Genomic DNA, 18,272 nt, shown 5'->3' with positions numbered 1-18,272 from the left:
AAAACGCTTTCTCTCCGAATCGCCCGGGGCCCGCGCAAAGCCGTTGCGCGCGCATCGGAAGCACGCCCAATTAGTTCCGCAAGGGGTTTGTACTGAATTGCACAAATATAAATTGTCGTGCCAGTATGAGTCCCACAGATGTTGCAGCGCTTCGTAGCGAGGTAGCGGACCACCGCTCCCGCAGGATGTCCCGATGCACCGCCGGCTGATCCTTCGGTACGGCAAGCGATCCGGGACATCGCGAGGCGCTCACTCGACGCGTGGGGTCGCGTCTACCGGCTTCGGTTCATCCAGGTGCTGTCTGGTCAGTCTGTCTGCGCGAGGAGCGCAGCGTACGCGGCTTTTTTGGCCCGGATTTGCGGTGTAACCGTAGTGCAATCAGCCCGTAAGGGAAGCTTCAGGCGTTTTTGAAAGTAGGTGTTGCGGATGGCGTTCAGCAAAGTTCTGACAGTTTGTGCGATGTCGGCGGCCTTGATGGCCTGCGCTGTTTCGTTCGCGCACGCCGATCCGCTCGCGGAAACCGATGGCCCGCTGAGCCGCGCAAACGTGCAGCGCCTTGCGCTCGACGACGGCTATCTGCCTGTCGTCAAACTGAGCGAGCAGATCATCCGGATTCCCGTCGGCGCCGACGGCAACGTCACTCTCGAAACGACGGTCTACAAACCGGATGGCCCCGGCCCGTTCCCGATGGTCGTCTTCAACCACGGCAAGATTCACGGCGATCCGCGCATGCAGACGCGCAGCGATCCGATGTCGCTCGCACGCGAGTTCGTGCGCCGCGGCTATGTCGTCGTCGCGCCGAACCGCCAGGGTTTCGCCGATTCGGGCGGCACGTACGTACAGGACGGTTGCGACGTGACGCGCAACGGTCTGAGCCAGGCCGCCGACGTCGCCGCGACCGTCGACTACATGTCGAAGCAAAACTACGTGGACGCGCAGCACATCATCGTGGCCGGCACGTCGCACGGCGGTCTTGCGACGATCGCCTACGGCATGGACGCGGCGCCCGGCGTGCGCGCGCTGATCAATTTCTCCGGCGGCCTGCGCCAGGACGCCTGCTCCGACTGGCAAGGCAATCTGGTGCGAGCATTCGGCACGTACGGCGAGAAGACGCATGTGCCGTCGCTGTGGCTGTACGGCGACAACGATTCGATCTGGCCGTCGTCGCTGGTTTCGCGAATGTACACCGCCTACACCGAACATACGCAGGCGTCGGGCGGCAGCGCGAAGATGGTGGATTTCGGCTCGTACAAGAACGACGCGCATCGTCTCGTCGGCGATCGCGACGGCGTGCACATCTGGTGGCCGTCCGTCGAGGCGTTCCTCGCACGCGTCGGCATGCCGACGGGCGTCCAGTATCGCGTCGCCGAGCCGACGCAGCCGAAAGCCACGCACTTCGCGTCGATCGATTCCGTCGACGCCGTACCTTACGTCGACGACGCCGGCCGCGCCGGATATCGCAACTTCCTGCACCAGTATCCGAGCCGCGCGTTCGCAGTGTCGAATTCGGGCGCGTGGTCGTGGGCGGAAGGCGGCGACGATCCGATGTCGGTCGCGGTCTCGAACTGCCAGAAGCAGAGTTCGGACCCGTGCCATCTCTACGCGGTGAACGACAACGTCGTCTGGAAAGATCCGTCGACTCAAACGGCCGACGCCGACAACGAGTCCGCACCGAAGGACGGCGGCAAGCCGGCTCTCGCCAGCCGTTGATTCCGTTCCGCTGCGCGCGTCAATGCCTGTCCCTGCGCATCGCGCGCCAGCGTCAATCATCCGACCTGCTCCGTTTTCCCGATGCGCGCCGTCACGGCGTCCGATGTGCGCGTCTCCCCATGCAGCGACATAGGCATCGGCGCCAGAATCCGCTCGCGCAGGAATTGCTCGAAGAGGTTCATCGCCGCATCGCGCGCCGCAGTGGAAAAGAGCGCGTGATCGAGCCTGTCGATGATCGACACGCTGGTTCGGGCGCGCTTCGTCAGCTCGCTGCCGCGTGGGCCGAAATGCAGCGCAAGCTCGTCGAGCCCCGCATCCATCGCGCCGTATGCGAGCGCCGTCTGCACGTCCTTGCGCGCGAGCCCGTCGGCCAGCCGTCGCACTTGGGCCGCCTGCGTCCGTAGCCCGAACACGCGCTCGAACGGCGCAGCGAGCGCCACGGCAAGCCGCTGACCGATGCGGCCCGCGACGTGGCTCGCGATGTGGTTCGCTATGGTCCCCGCGTCGCTTTTGCCCGTCAGCAGCCGCCGCCATTTCGCGAGGCTGCGCATCGAGCGCGAGTACGCGCGCATCGGCGTATGGCGCACGCGCGAATCCGAGCGCGTCTTCGGCCACAGAAAATACGGCAGATTCACGCCCATGCAGCCAACGACGTTCCGATGCCCGAGCGCCGTCTGGAGCGAAACATAGGCTCCCGTGCATACGCCGAACACCACGACGCGCGAATGACCTTGCTCGACGAGCCAGTCGACGGCCGCGAGCGTGTCATCGACGGCGTGATGCGTGTAGATTTCGTCGAACGTCAGCGAAGGATCGCGCACGCGGCTGTCGCCCAGCCCGCCGATATCGATGCGCAACGTAGACACACCCATGCTCGCGAGACGCAGCGCAAGCAGCACCGAAAGCCGTCCATCGCCGACGTGATGCACGCCGCCCGTGTTGAGCAGCAGCACGGCGGGCGCATCGTCGAGCACGCGGCGCGGACGGCACGACATGCCGAACAATCCGTCGCCGAAAACGACGGGCGTGCCGTGACCGTCGGCGAACGGAAGCTGCAAAGGCGCGCGCGCCGGCAATACGTCGCCCGGAGCAGCAGGCAGCGGCGTGGCAAGAGACTGCGCGCCGAGCCACGTCAGCACGCTGTCGAACGCGTCGCGCGGCGTCGTGCTGAAGCGCGGATCGACGAGCAGCCGGTCGTACGACGCGAACGTCTGCACGTCGACGTGCGCGCCCAACTGACGATAGTGCGCAGCGAGCCGCTCGACGCGCGGATTGTCGTACACGTCCTGCAACAGGATGCGCGGCGCGGGCGCGCGTTCGCCGCCCAGTGCGAGGTCCAGCGCGCGCAGCCGTTCGAGCGTATCGCCGTAAAGGCGAAAGCCATAGGCGCCGATCGAGCCGTCGTCGGACTCGCGCACGCTGTCCATGCCGTCAGGCGTGGTCAGCCAGGTCTGATGCTGCAGTTCGAGTTCGCGGATATACGCGCGTCCCGATATGACGGGCGCGATCATCACGATCTGCTCGACGCCTCCGATGCGCTGCGCCGCCAGCGCGGCCAGCGCCGCGCCCAGCCGCAGTCCGCACAGCACGAGCCGCTGGACGCCCGTCGCCTCGCGCAGACGCGCCGCCGCTGCTTCGATGCTTCCGAGCCACGCGCCGATGCGGTCAGGGTCCTGCTCGACGCCGATTGAATCGCCGGTGCCGGGGTAATCGAAGCGCACGACGGGCATTCCGCACAGCGCGAGCGCTTCGGCGAGCTCACGCCAGCCGCGATGCACGCACAGTGCGTCGTAACCGAACGGACTGCACAGCACGACGCCGACCCGCGCCGTCTGACGCGCGCGCGCATCGGCGGATTCGTGCAGCCAGCCGAAGCACCCGTCGAACACCACGGGCTGCATGCTGTGCGGGCGCGTCATCGCGGGCATGCCGTCCGGCGCGAGCGAAGAAGGGGAACGTCTGCGTCAGCGCCCATGAACGTCCGCCTGCTCGCGCGAAGTTTTCGGCAACAGGCGGCCGAGTTCGTCGGCCAGCGAGCCGATGCTCTGGAACAGTTCGCGCGAGATCGCTTGCGCGGGTATCTGAACGCCGAACGCCTCTTCGACTTCCAGCATCAACCGCACGGCTCCCATCGACGACAGCCCCGCATCGTAGAGGTCGTCATCATCGCCGAGCGTTTCGACGGACACATCGAGGCATCCCGTTCGCGCAAGGATGCGGCGCAAAGTTGTCTTCATCGGTGCTCCCAATATTGCGACATCATCTGCACGCACGGTGCGTCGAGGCATCGGCGAGTATTTCGAGCGGAACCGCTCCCCCGTGGTCGTCGGCGGCCAGATCACCCCTGCGTATTGGTCGCGCAACGGCTCGCGTTGCGCGCACGAGGCTCCGATCGCAGCACCGCGAACCGTTAGCCTGCTTACGACGACGTAAGCAAAATGATAGGTATCGCTTCCAGCCGCTTATGTGCGTTATCCCTCGCAAGAATTCAGGTGCTGATTAATTTCATACGATATTCATCGACGCGCGAAAGAGCGCCCTGGCGCTGTAGTCCATAAAAGCGCCGATAGGACAAAAGCAGCCGATGATCAGGATTCCAAATGCTGTTCTGCGCCCCGGGGCAATCGCCGCTGCACGGCCCGACGCGAAAGCCGTACATTAACCCGCTCGCGGAGCTTTATCTCGCCCGGCACAAGGCGGTTAACGTGCCCGGCCTCGCCCGTATTCCGCAGCCCGGCAAAAAATGCGTGGACGCAGCCTGGATTTTTTCGCAGGAGCCCCATGACTTTGCCGTCGCGATCTACGGTCATCTGCGCGCTTCATGACGGAACGGCCTCAAGCTGCCGCCAACCACGGAAAAACCCGCGCAGGCCCTTGAAAACGCGGTGTTTTCCGATAGTGCATCGCAGCGGATATCGCGCTAATCTCACTCCCGCTGTCGCAAGACGCGCACCCCCGAGGCAACCGGGAACAGGTCGCCACGCGTCGCGGCGACGGCATATCCGGCGTACCAAGGACGCCCGCGACCGTCGAGCGCCGACGATGCCGCGGCACGTTCCCGTCGCCGGATTCAAGGTGGACGTTCACCGTCCCGATTCGCCAGCAGCATTTGCATGACCGACACGCGAGACGCGCCGCGCCCGACGCCCGCGCCTTGCCCGGTTCATGGTCGGAGTTGTTTTGAATACACAAGTAACGGAAGACTGGGTCGCCCGCAGCCTGCGCGCCGTGTGGCATCCCTGCACGCAGATGAAACATCACGAGCGCTATCCGCTCGTGCCCGTTTCGCGTGGCGCGGGCGCGTGGCTTTACGATCGCGCCGGACGTCGCTATCTCGACGCGATCAGTTCGTGGTGGGTCAACCTGTTCGGCCACGCGAACCCGCGCATCAACGCCGCGCTGAAAGACCAGCTCGACACGCTCGAGCACGCGATGCTCGCCGGCTGCACGCACGAGCCTGCGATCGCGCTCGCCGAACATCTAGGCGCGCTGACGCAGAACACGCTCGGTCATGCGTTCTTCGCATCCGACGGCGCGTCGGCCGTCGAGATCGCGCTGAAAATGAGCTTCCACGCGTGGCGCAATCGCGGCTACGACTACAAGCGCGAGTTCGTCTGCGTCGCGAACAGCTATCACGGCGAGACGATCGGCGCGCTCGGCGTCACCGATGTCGCGCTCTTCAAGGATGCGTATGATCCGCTGATCCGCAACGCGCATGTCGTCGCGTCGCCGGATGCGCGTTTTGTACGCGAAGGTGAAACGGCCGCGGACGTCGCGCAGCGAGCGCTAGACGACGTGCGCTCGCTGTTCGAGGCGCGCGCGAACAACATCGCCGCTTTGATCGTCGAACCGCTCGTGCAGTGCGCGGCAGGCATGGCGATGCACGACCCGTCGTACATCGCGGGCTTGCGCGCGCTGTGCGACCACTATGGCGTGCACCTGATCGCCGATGAAATCGCCGTCGGCTGCGGGCGCACGGGCACCTTCTTCGCGTGCGAACAGGCGGACGTGTGGCCTGATTTCCTGTGCCTGTCGAAGGGAATCAGCGGCGGCTATCTGCCGTTGTCGATCGTGCTGTCGCGCGACGAAATCTTCGCGGCCTTCTACGACGACGACACGACGCGCGGCTTCCTGCATTCGCATTCGTACACGGGCAATCCGCTCGCGTGTCGCGCGGCGCTCGCAACGCTCGATCTGTTCGTCGCCGACAACGTGCTCGCCGCGAACGCATCGAAATCGGCCGCGCTGCGTGCCGCGCTCGAACCGCTCGCGCAGCATGCACAGGTGCGCAATCTGCGTCAGCGCGGCACGATCATCGCGTTCGATGCCGAAATCGAAGACGCGCACGCCGCGAAGACCTTCTCGCGCCGCTTCTTCGAAAATGCGCTCAAGCGGGAACTGCTGCTCCGCCCGATCGGCACGACGGTGTATCTGATGCCGCCGTACATCCTCGACGAAGAAGAAATCGCGCTGTTGGGCGAACGCACGCGCGCGGCCTTCGAAGCGACCCTGACGGAGGCCCGCTGATGCAGTTGCTCGAAACGCTCGAACAAGGGCTGAAGGATATCGACGCGCTCGGCCTGCGCCGTCGCCGCCGCACCATCGACTCGCCGTGCTCGGCGCACATGACCGTAGACGGCCGCGCGATGATCGGCTTCGCGAGCAACGACTATCTCGGGCTCGCCGCGCATCCGCTGCTCGTCGCCGCGATGACGGAAGGCGCGCGCCGCTATGGCGCGGGCAGTGGCGGGTCGCATCTGCTCGGCGGCCACTCGCGTGCGCACGCGCAAGTCGAAGACGATCTCGCGGCCTTCGCGGGCGGCTTCGTCGACAATCCGCGCGCGCTGTACTTCAGCACCGGCTATATGGCGAATCTCGCGACGCTCACCGCGCTCGCGGGACGCGGCACGGCACTGTTCTCCGATGCGCTCAACCACGCGTCGCTGATCGACGGCGCCCGGCTCTCGCGCGCTGAAATCCAGATCTATCCTCACGCCGACGCCGAAGCATTGAGCGCGATGCTCGACGCGTCGGATGCCGCCGTGAAGCTGATCGTCACCGATACCGTGTTCAGCATGGACGGCGACGTTGCACCGCTCGCCCGTCTGCTAGCACTCGCGGAAAAGCATGGCGCGTGGCTCGTCGTCGACGACGCGCACGGCTTCGGCGTGCTGGGTCCGCAAGGACGTGGCGCCGTCGCCGAGGCCGCGCTGCGCTCGCCGCATCTGATCTCGATCGGCACGCTCGGCAAGGCGGCGGGCGTGTCGGGCGCGTTCGTCGTCGCGCACGAAACGGTGATCGAATGGCTCGTGCAGCGCGCGCGGCCGTACATCTTCACGACGGCGTCGGTGCCCGCTGCCGCGCATGCCGTGTCCGCGAGCCTGCGCATCATCGAAGGCATCGAGGGCGATCATCGCCGCGCGCATCTGCACTCGCTGATCGAACGCACGCGCGAGATGCTCAAGCGCACGCCGTGGCTTCCCGTCGATTCACAGACGGCCGTGCAGCCGCTCGTCATCGGCGCGAACGAGGCGACGCTCGATGTGGCCGCGTCGCTCGATCGCGCGAATCTCTGGGTGCCCGCGATCCGTCCGCCGACGGTGCCCGAAGGCACGTCGCGACTGCGCATTTCGCTGTCGGCGGCGCATTCGCACAGCGATCTCGATCAGCTTGAACACGCGTTGATGAAGACGGCGGAGACGCTCGCATGAGCCGCGCGCTGTCTCTCTTCGTGACGGGCACCGATACGGAAATCGGCAAGACGCTGGTGTCGGCGGCGCTGCTGCGCGGCTTCGCGCGCGACGGCTTGCGCGCCGCCGCGATGAAGCCGGTTGCGGCGGGCGCGTCGATGCTAGACGGCGTGCTTCACAACGAAGACGCCGATCAGCTCGACGCCGCCGCGAACGTGCTGCTGCCGCCCGACATCCGCACGCCGTTCATGCTGAAGGAACCGGCCGCGCCGCACATCGCCGCCGCGCACGAAAGCGTCACGCTCGACATGACGCGCATCGTCGACGCGCACCGCACAGCGGCACAGATGGCCGATGTTGTCGTCGTGGAAGGCGTCGGCGGCTTTCGCGTGCCGCTCACCGATGCGCACGATACCGCCGATCTCGCCGTCGCGTTGAATCTGCCCGTGGTGCTCGTCGTCGGCATGCGGCTCGGCTGCATCAGTCATGCGCTGCTGACGGCGGAAGCGATCGTCGCGCGCGGACTCCCGATCGCGGGCTGGGTCGCGAACCGCGTCGATCCCGCAATGCGATTCGCCGACGAGAACATCGCCGCGATCCGCGAGCGGCTCGACCGCCAATATCGCGCGCCGCTGCTCGGCAACGTGCCGCATCTGAGCCCTGCGTTGCCGGACATTGCCGCGACGCATCTCGACACCGCCCGACTGTTGCAAACGCTGCGTGCTGCGCAGCGTTGAATCTTCGAATAAACGAATCATCAAGGATGGACCCCATGAGCCATATCAACACTGCCCCTCTGCCCGTCACGCCGTCCCAGGCAGCGGCCGCCGCCGACGCAGCCGCGGCGCGCTGGCGCGTCGCGGATGTCGTCGCGCTGTACGAACTGCCGTTCAACGATCTGCTGTTCCGCGCGCAGCAGGTGCATCGCGAGCACTTCGATGCAAACACCGTGCAGTTGTCCACGCTGCTGTCGATCAAGACGGGCGGCTGCGAAGAAGATTGCGCGTACTGTCCGCAATCCGTGCATCACGATACGGGGCTGCAGGCCGAAAAGCTGATGGACGTCGAAGACGTGCTGGCGGCTGCGCGCGTCGCGAAGGAAAACGGCGCGACGCGCTTCTGCATGGGCGCCGCATGGCGCAATCCGAAGGACCGCCACCTCGAACCGATCAAGGACATGATTCGCGGCGTAAAGTCGATGGGCCTCGAAACCTGCGTGACCCTCGGCATGCTCGAAACGCATCAGGCGCAAAGTCTGCGCGAGGCGGGGCTCGACTACTACAACCATAATCTCGACACGTCGCCGGAGTTCTACGGCCAGATCATCTCGACGCGCACGTATCAGGATCGTCTGGAGACGCTGGAGCGCGTGCGTGACGCGGGCATCAACGTGTGCTGCGGCGGAATCGTCGGCATGGGCGAATCGCGCCGCGAACGCGCGGGCCTGATCGCGCAGCTCGCGAACATGGAGCCCTATCCGGAATCGGTGCCGATCAACAATCTCGTGCAGGTCGAGGGCACGCCGCTCACGGGCACGGAAGCGCTCGATCCGTTTGAGTTCGTGCGCACGATCGCCATCGCGCGCATCACGATGCCGCGCGCGATGGTACGCCTGTCCGCAGGCCGCGAGCAGATGGACGAAGCACTGCAGGCCATGTGCTTTCTCGCCGGTGCAAACTCGATCTTCTACGGCGATCAGTTGCTGACGACCAGCAACCCGCAGGCAGAAGCCGACCGCAAGCTGCTGGAACGGCTCGGCATTCGCGCAGAAGCCGCGCAGCAGATGCCGCTCGAACGCAGCGGATGCGAGCATGGTTGCGACGGGCATTGAACGTCGCGTCTGCGTCCTCGCATCTGTGTCCGTTAACTGTCGCGATTGAACTGCATCGCTCTTGAAAGGCCGCTTCGATTGTCCGAAGCGGCCTTTTTTCGTTGTGTTCTCGCGTTCGAGAAAAGCAGCGACCTTGCACACGATTCCAAGACATACCGAGAGCGATTCCTACGCCTTCTGGCCAGGTTTTCCGACATGTCGATTGCACGTACGATCGGTTCACAGAGCGGCTCGTGAATCGTGGATCGCCACGCTGCGGCGCAATTTTCACTCGTTGGTCTGTCGAGTGTCTGATCAAACAAAACCCTGCGTAGGAAGGAATTTGCTTACGATGATGCGAATGGAAACGACGGATAAACCTGTCGCGAAGCGCCACTTCCACGCGCTTCGCCTGGTTCACGGCGGTATCAACATGGAGACACGAATGACTCGGGCCGAAACGACGATCGAACACATTCTTCAGGACCTCGAAGACCTCAAGCGTGAAGTGCGCGAGTTGAAAGTCTATGTGGATGAACGCTTCCGCCTCTTCGAAGCGAAGATGGATGCGCGCTTCAGCGCGCTGGAATCCTCCATGCGCACCGAGTTCCGCCTGTTGTGGGCCGCGAACTTCGCGCTTGTCGGCATCCTCGCGAAGGGCTTCCACTGGATCTGAGCGCGGCGGCGCCGCGTCGCCGCGCTCACGCGTGTTCCCTTGCGCTCAGTTCAATGCCTGCAAGTCCGGCTCCGGCGCTTCGTCGCGAAACCGCAGCGGCGCGGCGCAATGGCCGAGCGTATCCACGAAGTACTTCGCGCGCGGCCATGGTCCAAAACCCGCCGCTGTGTTGATGTGGCCCGCGTCGCCCAGATTGACGAACGCACTGCCCAGATGCCGCGCCATCTCACGCGCATCGGCAACGGGCATCCACGGGTCCGTCTCGCTGCCGATCAGAATCGACGGCACGCCAAGGCGCCGAGCGTCGAACGCACCCGCGAACTCGAACTTCTTTGGGCTGGCCGGCGCAACGAACAGCACACCCGCGATATCGGCCGCGTGCACGCCTTGCAACAACGCATGCGCAGTCGCAAGACACCCGAAGCTATGCGCGGCGAGCACGAACGGTCCGCGCTCGCTCGCGAGCAGGTCGCGCACGGCCTTGGCCCATTGGGCGAAGTTCGGCGCGTCCCAATCCGCCTGCTCGACGCGCAATGAGCGGGGAAACTGGCGCTCCAGCCAGCTCTGCCAATGCGCGCCTTCGCTGCCATGCAGGCCCGGCACGGTCACGAGCCGTGGCGGCCAGATCGATCGGGTGCACGAAAACATGATTCTTTCCTCGTTGCCGGAATCCTGGAAATCATTGTCGCGTGAGCAACGAACCGCTTGAACCAATTTTTCGTGCTTTGCATATCCACACGCCGCTGCACCGGCCCGCGCCCGGATGCTGGCCTCGCTTCACGCCCGCCGGAACGCGCGCGAATGGCGGCGAAAAAGTAGAATGAAGCCTATCCATAAGAGGAGTGGCCCCATGTCGCAGAGTTCGTCCGCAACGCCACGTGCGCTGCAGCCCTTTCATCTGGCATTTCCCGTCACCAGCCTCGAGAACGCACGCGCGTTCTATGGCGAGCTGCTCGGCTGCCCGGAAGGCCGCAGTTCGCCGGAATGGGTCGACTTCGATTTCTTCGGCCATCAACTGGTCGCGCATCTTTCGCCGGAAGAAGCGGGCCATAAGAGCGTCAATCAAGTGGACGGCGACAATGTTCCCGTGCGTCACTTCGGCGTCGTGCTGACCATGGACGACTGGCACGCGCTCGCGGAAAAGCTTCGCGCGGCGGGCACGAAGTTCATCATCGAGCCGCATATCCGCTTCAAGGGCGAAGTCGGCGAGCAGGCAACGATGTTCTTTCTCGACCCGTGCGGCAATGCGCTCGAGTTCAAGGCTTTCGCCGACATCAGCCGGCTGTTCGCCAAGTGACGGCAACGCTCACCCGCTCACGCATGAAAGTCCTGTTCTACACGCCGCAATCCGATACCGCCGCCTGGCTGCACGACCTGTCGCGCGCGCTGCCCGATGTCGATCTGCGCGAGTGGCAACCCGGCGACGATGCGCCTGCCGATGTCGCCGTCGTCTGGCGGCCGCCGCGTGAAATGCTCGCGGGCCGCAACGATCTGCGCGCGATCTTCAACATGGGCGCCGGCGTCGATGCGATTCTGGCGCTCGAACGCGCGTATCCCGGCACGTTGCCGAAAGGCGCGCAACTCGTGCGTCTCGAAGATACGGGCATGGCGCAGCAGATGGCGGAATACGTGACGCACGCGGTGCTGCGCTACATGCGCCGTTTCGACGAGTACGATCTGCTTCAGAAACAGCAGCGCTGGCATGTGCTCGACCCGCATCCCCGCGAGACGTTCACGATCGGCGTGCTCGGTCTGGGCGTGCTCGGCTCGCATGTCGCGCAAGCGCTGGTGTCGCTCGGATTTCCGGTGCGCGGCTTCAGCCGCGGCGCGCGGCAGATCGACGGCGTGGAGACGTTCGCGGGCGATGCGGAGTTCGATGCGTTCCTCGACGGGGTCAAGGTGCTCGTCAACCTGCTGCCGCACACGCCCGAAACGCACGGCGTGCTGAACAAGACCAGCCTGTCGAAGCTTGCGCGCGGCGCCTATCTCGTCAACATCGCGCGCGGCGCGCATCTCGTCGAACGTGATCTGCTCGACGCGCTCGATGAAGGCCAGATCGCGGCCGCGACGCTCGATGTGTTCGCGGAGGAACCTCTGCCGGCGCATCATCCGTTCTGGACACATCCGCGCATCGCGATCACGCCGCATATCTCGGCGTTGACGCTGCGCGAAGAAAGCGTCATGCAGATTGCGCAGAAAATCGGCGCGTTGATGCGCGGCGAGGCGATCGGTGGAATCGTCGACATCGCGCGCGGGTATTGAATTCGCCGAAATCAAAGGCAGAACAGCCGCTTCATGCGGGAACAATCGGCTTGCATGAAGCGGAGTGAGCGTGAGACGGAAGTAAGGTGCTTTGCATGGCGCTGGAGTGCGTGCTAAAGCACTAACTCCGGCCGATAGCTAAAGCGTTAACTCTCGTCGACCGCTTTGCATGGGGCCGGAGTAAGCGCTGAAGCGCTAACCAGGCCGATCGCTTTGCATGGGGCTGGCGTAAGCGCTGAAGCGCTAACCAGGCCGACCGCTTTGCATGGGGCTGGAGTAAGCGCTAAAGCGCTAACTCCGGCCGACAAAGGAGACAGACATGGCAGTGCGACAAGCAGTAAAGATCGTCGAAGTCGGTCCGCGCGATGGACTGCAAAACGAGAAGGAATTCGTGCCGACCGCGGTCAAGATCGAGCTGATCAACCGGCTGTCGGCGGCCGGGTTCAGGAATGTCGAGTCGGCTTCGTTCGTCTCGCCGAAATGGGTGCCGCAAATGGCCGACGCCGCCGACGTGATGACGGGCATCGAGCGCCGCCCAGGCACGATCTACTCGGTGCTGACGCCGAACATGCGCGGCCTCGAAGGCGCCATCGCCGCGCATGCCGACGAGATCGTGATCTTCGGCGCCGCGAGTGAAGCGTTCTCGCAGAAGAATATCAATTGCAGCATCGCGGAAAGCATCGAACGCTTCGTGCCCGTCGCGCAAGCCGCGAAAGAAAAAGGCTTGCGCGTGCGCGGCAGCTTGTCGTGCGCGCTCGGCTGTCCGTATCAGGGCGAAGTGCCCGTGGCGTCCGTGGTCGACGTGGTCGAGCGCTTCGCGGCGCTCGGCTGCGACGAGATCGATATCGCCGATACGATCGGCGTCGGCACGCCAAAGCGCACGCGAGAAGTGCTCGCGGCCGTCACGCGGGTGTTTCCGCGTGAACGTCTGTCGGGCCATTTCCACGATACCTACGGCCAGGCGCTCGCGAACATCTACGCCGCGCTGCAGGAAGGCATCGAGATCTTTCACGCGTCGGTGGCGGGCCTCGGCGGCTGTCCATATGCGAAGGGCGCGACGGGCAACGTCGCCACGGAAGACGTGCTGTATCTGATGAACGGCCTCGGCATCGACACGGGCATCGATCTCGCGCAAGTCGTCGAGATCGGCGATTTCATTTCGACTTCGATCGGCAAGCCGAATGCGTCGCGCGCGGGCAAGGCGCTGCTGGCGAAAGCGCGCAGCGAAAAAGCCACCTGCGTGTGACGCATCAAAGGAACAAAAACATGACGGACGATGCAACAGTTCAAACGCCCCAAGCGACGCCTTTCGATTCGCTGCCTGATTCGGCGCGCCGCGTCTCGCTGCTCTTGCGCGAGCGCGGACATGCCGGGCAAATCGTAATGCTGCCGGAAACGGGCAAGACGTCGGCGGAAGCGGCGGCGGGGCTCGGCTGCTCGATCGCGCAAATCGCCAAGTCGATTCTGTTTCGTCGCCGCGAAGACGACGCGCCCGTGCTGATCGTCGCGAGCGGCGCGAATCGCGTCGATGAGAAGAAGGTCGCTGCGCAGGTCGGCGACATCGCGCGCGCCGACGCGAAGTTCGTCCGCGAAAAGACGGGCTATGCGATCGGCGGCGTGTGCCCGATCGGCCATGCGACGACGCCAGTCACGCTGATCGACGCCGATCTGTTCATGCTCGACAGCCTGTGGGCCGCCGCCGGTCATCCGCATGCGGTGTTCAATCTCACGCCGCAGGAGCTCGCTGCGCTGACGGGCGCGCCCGTCGTCGATGTGGCGCTGCGTGAGACGGCATGACGGCCGATACGGTTCGCACTCGCGACACGGCGCAAAGCATCGCGCCTGTCCCTTCGCCCTGCATCAACGTGTGCCGGATGGACCCGGCCAATGGCCTGTGCGAAGGCTGTCTGCGCACGATCGACGAAATCGCGAACTGGTCTTCGTTCGAGGATGCCGCCAAACGCGCTGTCTGGGACGAGATCGAACGGCGTCATGCCGATCTGATGGCAAAGCAACGACAGCGGCGCGAGGCAGGCGAATGAACATACCGCCGCGCGTCGTCACGATCGGCGATACGTTCAGCGCGACGCTGAACGTATCGGCTGATTCGATCAAGTCGTTCGCGACGATCGTCAATGATTTGAACCCGCTGCATCACGATGATGCGTACGCCGCGCAGAGTCGCTTCGGCGGCCTGATTGCGTCGGGCACGCAGCCTACCGCGCACTTCATGGCGCTGCTCGCCACGCATTTCTCGACGTACGCGCAGCCGCTCGGACTCGAATTTGACATGAAGCTAAAAAAAGCCGTCCATAGCGACGACACACTGACGATGACATGGCGCATCGTCGGCGCGTTCTGGAAGGCGAGCGTCAATGGCGACTTGACGCAACTCGAAGGCAACGTCGTCAATCAGCGCGGCGAGACGGTCCTGATCGGCAAGTCGACCATACTCGTGATGCCGAAGCCGAAGCCGCAGCCGAAGCCACAGACGCCGTCCAACGTCGACGGGAACAACGAGAGATGATCGCGCTGCCACGCACGGTACGCGTATTCGAACGCGGCTGGCTGTCGTCGAACAACGTGCTGTTGATCGACGATGTGTGCGCGGCGCTCGTCGACACCGGCTACGCGTCGCATGCCGATCAGACTGTGGCGCTGGTTCGGCATGCGCTCGGAGCGAGACCGCTCGATCTGATCGTCAACACGCATCTGCATTCGGATCACTGCGGCGGCAACGCGCGGCTGCAAGCAACGTGGCCGTGCCGCACGCTGATTCCATCGACGGAAGCCGACGCCGTGCGCGCATGGGACGAGACACGCCTGACATTTCGCGCGACGGGCCAATTTTGTGAGCGTTTCGCATTTTCCGGCACGATGACGCCGGGCGCACGGTTCACGCTGGGCGCGCTCGATTGGGAAGTGCTCGGCGCGCCGGGACACGATCCGCATTCGCTGATGCTCTACTGCGCCGAGCGGCGGTTGCTGATCAGCGCAGACGCGCTGTGGGAAAACGGCTTCGGCGTGATCTTTCCGGAACTCGAAGGCGAAAGCGGCTTCGCGGAACAGCAAGCGGTGCTCGAACTGATCGGCACGCTCGACGTGAAGACAGTAATACCTGGCCACGGCGCGCCCTTTTCCGATGTGCGGGCTGCGCTCGATCGCGCGTTGTCGCGAGTCGCGTGGCTGCGTGCCGATCCCGCGCGCAACGCGAAAAACGCGCTGAAGGTCTTGATCGTGTTCAAGCTGCTCGACGCGCGCACGCTGTCGTTCGACGCGTTGTTGCGCATGCTCGACGACGCGAGCGCGATGCGCGCCGCCGCGTCGATGCTGAAGCCGCGCAGCGCATGGCCGGCGCTGCTGCGCGAACTGATCGAGGGTATGGCAGATGACAACGGACCGCTGCGCTTCGACGGCGCGCAAATCAGTGCGCGCGCGGCATGATTGGCTGAAGCATGGGACCGCCGTCGAAAGACAACGGCGATTGGCGCGAACGAGCGTACAAAAAGAAAGCCGCTCGGCTTTCAGTTCGAGCGGCGCAATTATTGTCGACGTGATCAGCGTCGACAAGATGATACCTGCGCGAAGCTTTCGGACGCATCGGTGATTTCCCTACAGAATCATGACGTCCGACGAATCCGACCGCACGCTTATTCGGAATCCGTACTATCGGCATGAACTGTCGTCATATCGAATAGCGGCGCGTCGGCACGATGCGCCAGCCAAGATTCACGCCGGCTGCCGCGAGCAGAATCAGCACTGCGCCAAGCACCTGAATCCACGCAAGCTTCTGCCCGAACGCCACGCGGTCGACGATGATCGCCACGACGGGATAGATGAACGACAGCGCGCCTGTCATCGCCGTCGGCAGCTTTTGGATCGCGCCGTATAGAAGCACGTACATGATCCCCGTGTTGACGACGCCGAGCGTGACCAGTTGCAGCCAATGCGTGCCAGTCGAAGGCAGCGCGTCGTACTGCACGAATGGCGCGAGCACGATCACGCCCGTCATCACGGTGATCAGCGCGATAAGGTGCGGCGGCGTCTTCTTCAAGTGCTTTGTGATGATCGACGAGACCGCGTACAGAAACGCCGCGCCCACGGCGTACGCGACGCCTTGCAGATACTGTCCCGGCATCGCGAGCACGGCCGGCTCGACTTTCACGACGAATACGAGCCCGACGAACGCGATCAGCATCCACATGATCGTCGACGCCGTGATGCGTTCGCGGAACACCAGTGCGCCGAGCGCGACAAGCATGAACGGCTGCGTGCTGTAGACGGTCGTCGCCATCGAGATCGACGCGCGCGAGTAGGCGGCGAATAGCAGCACCCAGTTCACGACGATGGCGGCACTGCTGAGCGTCGCAAGCAGGATCATCCTCCATGAGAACAGCGTGCGTTTGAGCAACCCGAGCGCCGCGCAGATCAGAAGCAGCGTCGCGCCGCCGAACAGACATCGGAAGAACGCGACGTTCAGCGCCGATTGCTGCGACGAGACGACCAGCCAGCCGATCGTTCCCGACGTCAGCATCGCAAGCGTCATCTCGACCGCGCCGCGCCGTACTTCGTGAGTGGAAGTCATTTGAAACGCTCCGGAAGAATCACATCTTGCGAGCAGTGTAATTAATCAGAAGCGCGGGCTACATCTCTAAAATGAGGCAATCAACGAAATCGACTTAAGAAGCGAAGGCCAAAATGACGAGGCGCCTTACTCCTGTTTCGAAGCAGATGCCAGCGCCCGCAACGCTCGACGATACCGATCGCCTGCTGCTCGCCGCGCTCGCCGACGATGCGCGTCAGCCCGCCAGCGAACTCGCGCGCAACGTCGGCCTGTCGGCGCCCGCGACGGCGGATCGCTTGCGCCGTCTCGATGCGCTGGGCGTGATCGAGCGATTCACGGTGCAGATCGATCCGCGCGCGCTGGGCTACACGCTGCAGGCGATCGTGCGCGTGAAGCCGTTACCCGGCCAGTTGCATCTGGTGGAAGACGTAATACGCCGCATTCCCGAGTTCGTCGAATGCGACAAGGTGACGGGCGACGATTGCTTTATCTGTCGGCTGTATTTGCGCACGATCGATCAGCTTGACGAGATTCTGTCGAAAGTGACCGAGCGTGCCGAAACGAGCACGGCCATTGTCAAGTCGACGCCCGTGCCGCGTCGCTTGCCGCCGCTCGCCTGAACCTGCGAGCGGCGCGTGCCCTTTAATCGGTCAGGATTCAAAGCTCGACGGCTTCGAAAAACGCCAGCATTTCCGCGACGAGTTCGGCGGGCGCTTCTTCGGGAATGTAGTGGCCGCACGGCAGCGAGCGTCCGCTGACATCGCGCGCGACCTTGCGCCATTCGGCAATCGGCTCGAAGCACGTCTCGATCACGCCCTCCGCGCCCCACAGCACGCGCAACGGACAGCCGATCTTGTGACCGCGCTCGATATCGGCGCGGTCGTGATCGAGATCGATCGTCGCCGATGCACGGTAGTCTTCGCACATCGCGTGCACGGCGCCCGGCTGACGCAGCGCGTCGCGATATTCGGCGAGCACTTCCGGCGCAAACGGCGCAAGGCCCGCGTGGCGGCTGCCCATCACGCGGTCGACGTAGACGTCCGGATTGCCTTCGATCAGCGTTTCGGGCAGCGGCTGGGGTTGAATCAGAAAGAACCAGTGGAAATAGCGGGTTGCGAAGGTGCGGTCGGTGGCTTCGTACATCGCGAGCGTCGGCGCGATATCGAGCAGCATCAGACGTTCGACGGCGCCGGGAAAATCGAGCGCCATCCGGTGCGCGACGCGCGCGCCGCGATCATGCGCACAGACGAGAAACCGCTCGTAGCCGAAGTGACGCATCACGGCGACCTGGTCGGCGGCCATCGCGCGTTTCGAATACGGCGCGTGCGTCGCATCGCTCGGCGGTTTCGCCGATGCGCCATAGCCGCGCAGATCAGTGGCGATCACGGTGAAATGCGCGGCAAGCTCGGACGCGCAGCGATGCCAGATCAGATGGCTCTGCGGATGACCGTGCAGCAGCAGCAAGGGCGGCCCGGCTCCGCCCTTGACTCCATGAATATCGACGTCACCGGCCTTGACGCGAAAAGGTGTGAAGTCCTTGAAGGGCATGTCGGTCTCTCG

The 18,272-nt window shown here is 64.3% G+C and carries 20 protein-coding genes; 15 read left to right on the top strand and 5 right to left on the bottom strand.

Features of this window, described 5'->3' with window-relative positions; translation table 11 throughout:
- Positions 1 to 426 precede the first annotated feature (426 nt).
- Positions 427 to 1,710: a dienelactone hydrolase family protein gene (locus AABE10_RS23040; RefSeq protein ID WP_342935542.1), complete on the top strand. Its 1,284-nt coding sequence runs from the start codon at positions 427 to 429 to the stop codon at positions 1,708 to 1,710.
- A gap of 56 nt (positions 1,711 to 1,766) precedes the next feature.
- On the opposite strand, the gene AABE10_RS23035 is transcribed toward AABE10_RS23040, so the two are convergent.
- Both AABE10_RS23035 and AABE10_RS23030 read right to left on the bottom strand, forming a co-directional pair.
- On the bottom strand, positions 1,767 to 3,629 hold the full coding sequence (locus tag AABE10_RS23035) for an alpha/beta hydrolase family protein (RefSeq protein WP_342935541.1): 1,863 nt from the start codon (positions 3,627 to 3,629) through the stop codon (positions 1,767 to 1,769).
- A 45-nt stretch (positions 3,630 to 3,674) separates the two neighbouring features.
- Positions 3,675 to 3,947 (bottom strand): acyl carrier protein, encoded by a 273-nt coding sequence (locus tag AABE10_RS23030; RefSeq protein WP_342935540.1) that lies wholly within the window; start codon positions 3,945 to 3,947, stop codon positions 3,675 to 3,677.
- 363 nt (positions 3,948 to 4,310) lie between these two features.
- Between AABE10_RS23030 and AABE10_RS23025 the strand changes: the two genes are divergently transcribed.
- The 6 genes from AABE10_RS23025 (at position 4,311) to AABE10_RS23000 (ending at position 9,886) form a co-directional block, all read left to right on the top strand.
- Positions 4,311 to 4,535 (top strand): hypothetical protein, encoded by a 225-nt coding sequence (locus AABE10_RS23025; protein WP_342935539.1) that lies wholly within the window; start codon positions 4,311 to 4,313, stop codon positions 4,533 to 4,535.
- 355 nt (positions 4,536 to 4,890) lie between these two features.
- Positions 4,891 to 6,237, top strand: coding sequence for an adenosylmethionine--8-amino-7-oxononanoate transaminase (bioA, locus tag AABE10_RS23020; protein ID WP_342935538.1), 1,347 nt, complete (start codon positions 4,891 to 4,893; stop codon positions 6,235 to 6,237).
- Entirely contained in the window at positions 6,237 to 7,421 is a 1,185-nt protein-coding gene (bioF, locus tag AABE10_RS23015; protein ID WP_342935537.1) for an 8-amino-7-oxononanoate synthase, read from the top strand. Before bioA ends, bioF begins: the two co-directional genes overlap by 1 nt.
- Positions 7,418 to 8,137 (top strand): dethiobiotin synthase, encoded by a 720-nt coding sequence (bioD, locus tag AABE10_RS23010; protein ID WP_342935536.1) that lies wholly within the window; start codon positions 7,418 to 7,420, stop codon positions 8,135 to 8,137. The genes bioF and bioD overlap by 4 nt, the downstream gene beginning before the upstream one ends.
- Before the next feature lie 35 nt (positions 8,138 to 8,172).
- Positions 8,173 to 9,231, top strand: coding sequence for a biotin synthase BioB (gene bioB / locus AABE10_RS23005; RefSeq protein ID WP_342935535.1), 1,059 nt, complete (start codon positions 8,173 to 8,175; stop codon positions 9,229 to 9,231).
- A gap of 424 nt (positions 9,232 to 9,655) precedes the next feature.
- Positions 9,656 to 9,886, top strand: coding sequence for a hypothetical protein (locus tag AABE10_RS23000; RefSeq protein ID WP_342935534.1), 231 nt, complete (start codon positions 9,656 to 9,658; stop codon positions 9,884 to 9,886).
- Positions 9,887 to 9,931: 45 nt separating this feature from the next.
- On the opposite strand, the gene AABE10_RS22995 is transcribed toward AABE10_RS23000, so the two are convergent.
- Positions 9,932 to 10,534 carry an alpha/beta hydrolase gene (locus AABE10_RS22995; RefSeq protein WP_342935533.1) on the bottom strand — a complete coding sequence of 201 codons (603 nt, stop codon included), beginning with the start codon at positions 10,532 to 10,534 and terminating at the stop codon, positions 9,932 to 9,934.
- Between the two features lie 202 nt (positions 10,535 to 10,736).
- Here AABE10_RS22995 and AABE10_RS22990 point away from each other — a divergent pair, with 202 nt between their 5' ends.
- From AABE10_RS22990 to AABE10_RS22960, 7 genes are all read left to right on the top strand, one after another.
- Positions 10,737 to 11,183: a VOC family protein gene (locus AABE10_RS22990; protein WP_342935532.1), complete on the top strand. Its 447-nt coding sequence runs from the start codon at positions 10,737 to 10,739 to the stop codon at positions 11,181 to 11,183.
- 23 nt (positions 11,184 to 11,206) lie between these two features.
- Positions 11,207 to 12,148: a glyoxylate/hydroxypyruvate reductase A gene (locus tag AABE10_RS22985; RefSeq protein ID WP_342935531.1), complete on the top strand. Its 942-nt coding sequence runs from the start codon at positions 11,207 to 11,209 to the stop codon at positions 12,146 to 12,148.
- A gap of 319 nt (positions 12,149 to 12,467) precedes the next feature.
- A complete protein-coding gene (locus AABE10_RS22980; protein ID WP_342935530.1) occupies positions 12,468 to 13,394 on the top strand; it encodes a hydroxymethylglutaryl-CoA lyase in 927 nt (308 codons plus the stop codon).
- A 20-nt stretch (positions 13,395 to 13,414) separates the two neighbouring features.
- On the top strand, positions 13,415 to 13,945 hold the full coding sequence (locus AABE10_RS22975; protein ID WP_342935529.1) for a YbaK/EbsC family protein: 531 nt from the start codon (positions 13,415 to 13,417) through the stop codon (positions 13,943 to 13,945).
- Positions 13,942 to 14,190, top strand: a complete 249-nt coding sequence (locus tag AABE10_RS22970; RefSeq protein WP_342935528.1) for a DUF1289 domain-containing protein — start codon at positions 13,942 to 13,944, stop codon at positions 14,188 to 14,190. The genes AABE10_RS22975 and AABE10_RS22970 overlap by 4 nt, the downstream gene beginning before the upstream one ends.
- Positions 14,187 to 14,675, top strand: coding sequence for a MaoC family dehydratase (locus AABE10_RS22965; protein WP_342935527.1), 489 nt, complete (start codon positions 14,187 to 14,189; stop codon positions 14,673 to 14,675). The genes AABE10_RS22970 and AABE10_RS22965 overlap by 4 nt, the downstream gene beginning before the upstream one ends.
- Positions 14,672 to 15,592 carry an MBL fold metallo-hydrolase gene (locus tag AABE10_RS22960; RefSeq protein WP_342935526.1) on the top strand — a complete coding sequence of 307 codons (921 nt, stop codon included), beginning with the start codon at positions 14,672 to 14,674 and terminating at the stop codon, positions 15,590 to 15,592. The genes AABE10_RS22965 and AABE10_RS22960 overlap by 4 nt, the downstream gene beginning before the upstream one ends.
- A gap of 241 nt (positions 15,593 to 15,833) precedes the next feature.
- On the opposite strand, the gene AABE10_RS22955 is transcribed toward AABE10_RS22960, so the two are convergent.
- On the bottom strand, positions 15,834 to 16,733 hold the full coding sequence (locus AABE10_RS22955; protein WP_342935525.1) for a DMT family transporter: 900 nt from the start codon (positions 16,731 to 16,733) through the stop codon (positions 15,834 to 15,836).
- 113 nt (positions 16,734 to 16,846) lie between these two features.
- Between AABE10_RS22955 and AABE10_RS22950 the strand changes: the two genes are divergently transcribed.
- Complete coding sequence (locus tag AABE10_RS22950) at positions 16,847 to 17,332, top strand: Lrp/AsnC family transcriptional regulator (protein WP_342935524.1); 486 nt, start codon at positions 16,847 to 16,849, stop codon at positions 17,330 to 17,332.
- Between the two features lie 37 nt (positions 17,333 to 17,369).
- Here the strand turns inward: AABE10_RS22950 and AABE10_RS22945 are convergent, their stop codons facing one another.
- Positions 17,370 to 18,260, bottom strand: a complete 891-nt coding sequence (locus AABE10_RS22945; protein WP_342935523.1) for an alpha/beta hydrolase — start codon at positions 18,258 to 18,260, stop codon at positions 17,370 to 17,372.
- Between the last annotated feature and the right edge of the window lie 12 nt (positions 18,261 to 18,272).

Origin of the sequence: Paraburkholderia diazotrophica (assembly GCF_038900755.1) — a bacterium.
GTDB classification, from domain to species: Bacteria; Pseudomonadota; Gammaproteobacteria; order Burkholderiales; family Burkholderiaceae; genus Paraburkholderia; species Paraburkholderia diazotrophica_A.
The sequence above is the reverse complement of the archived record's forward strand: the minus strand, read 5'-3'. Positions and strand labels throughout refer to the sequence as shown.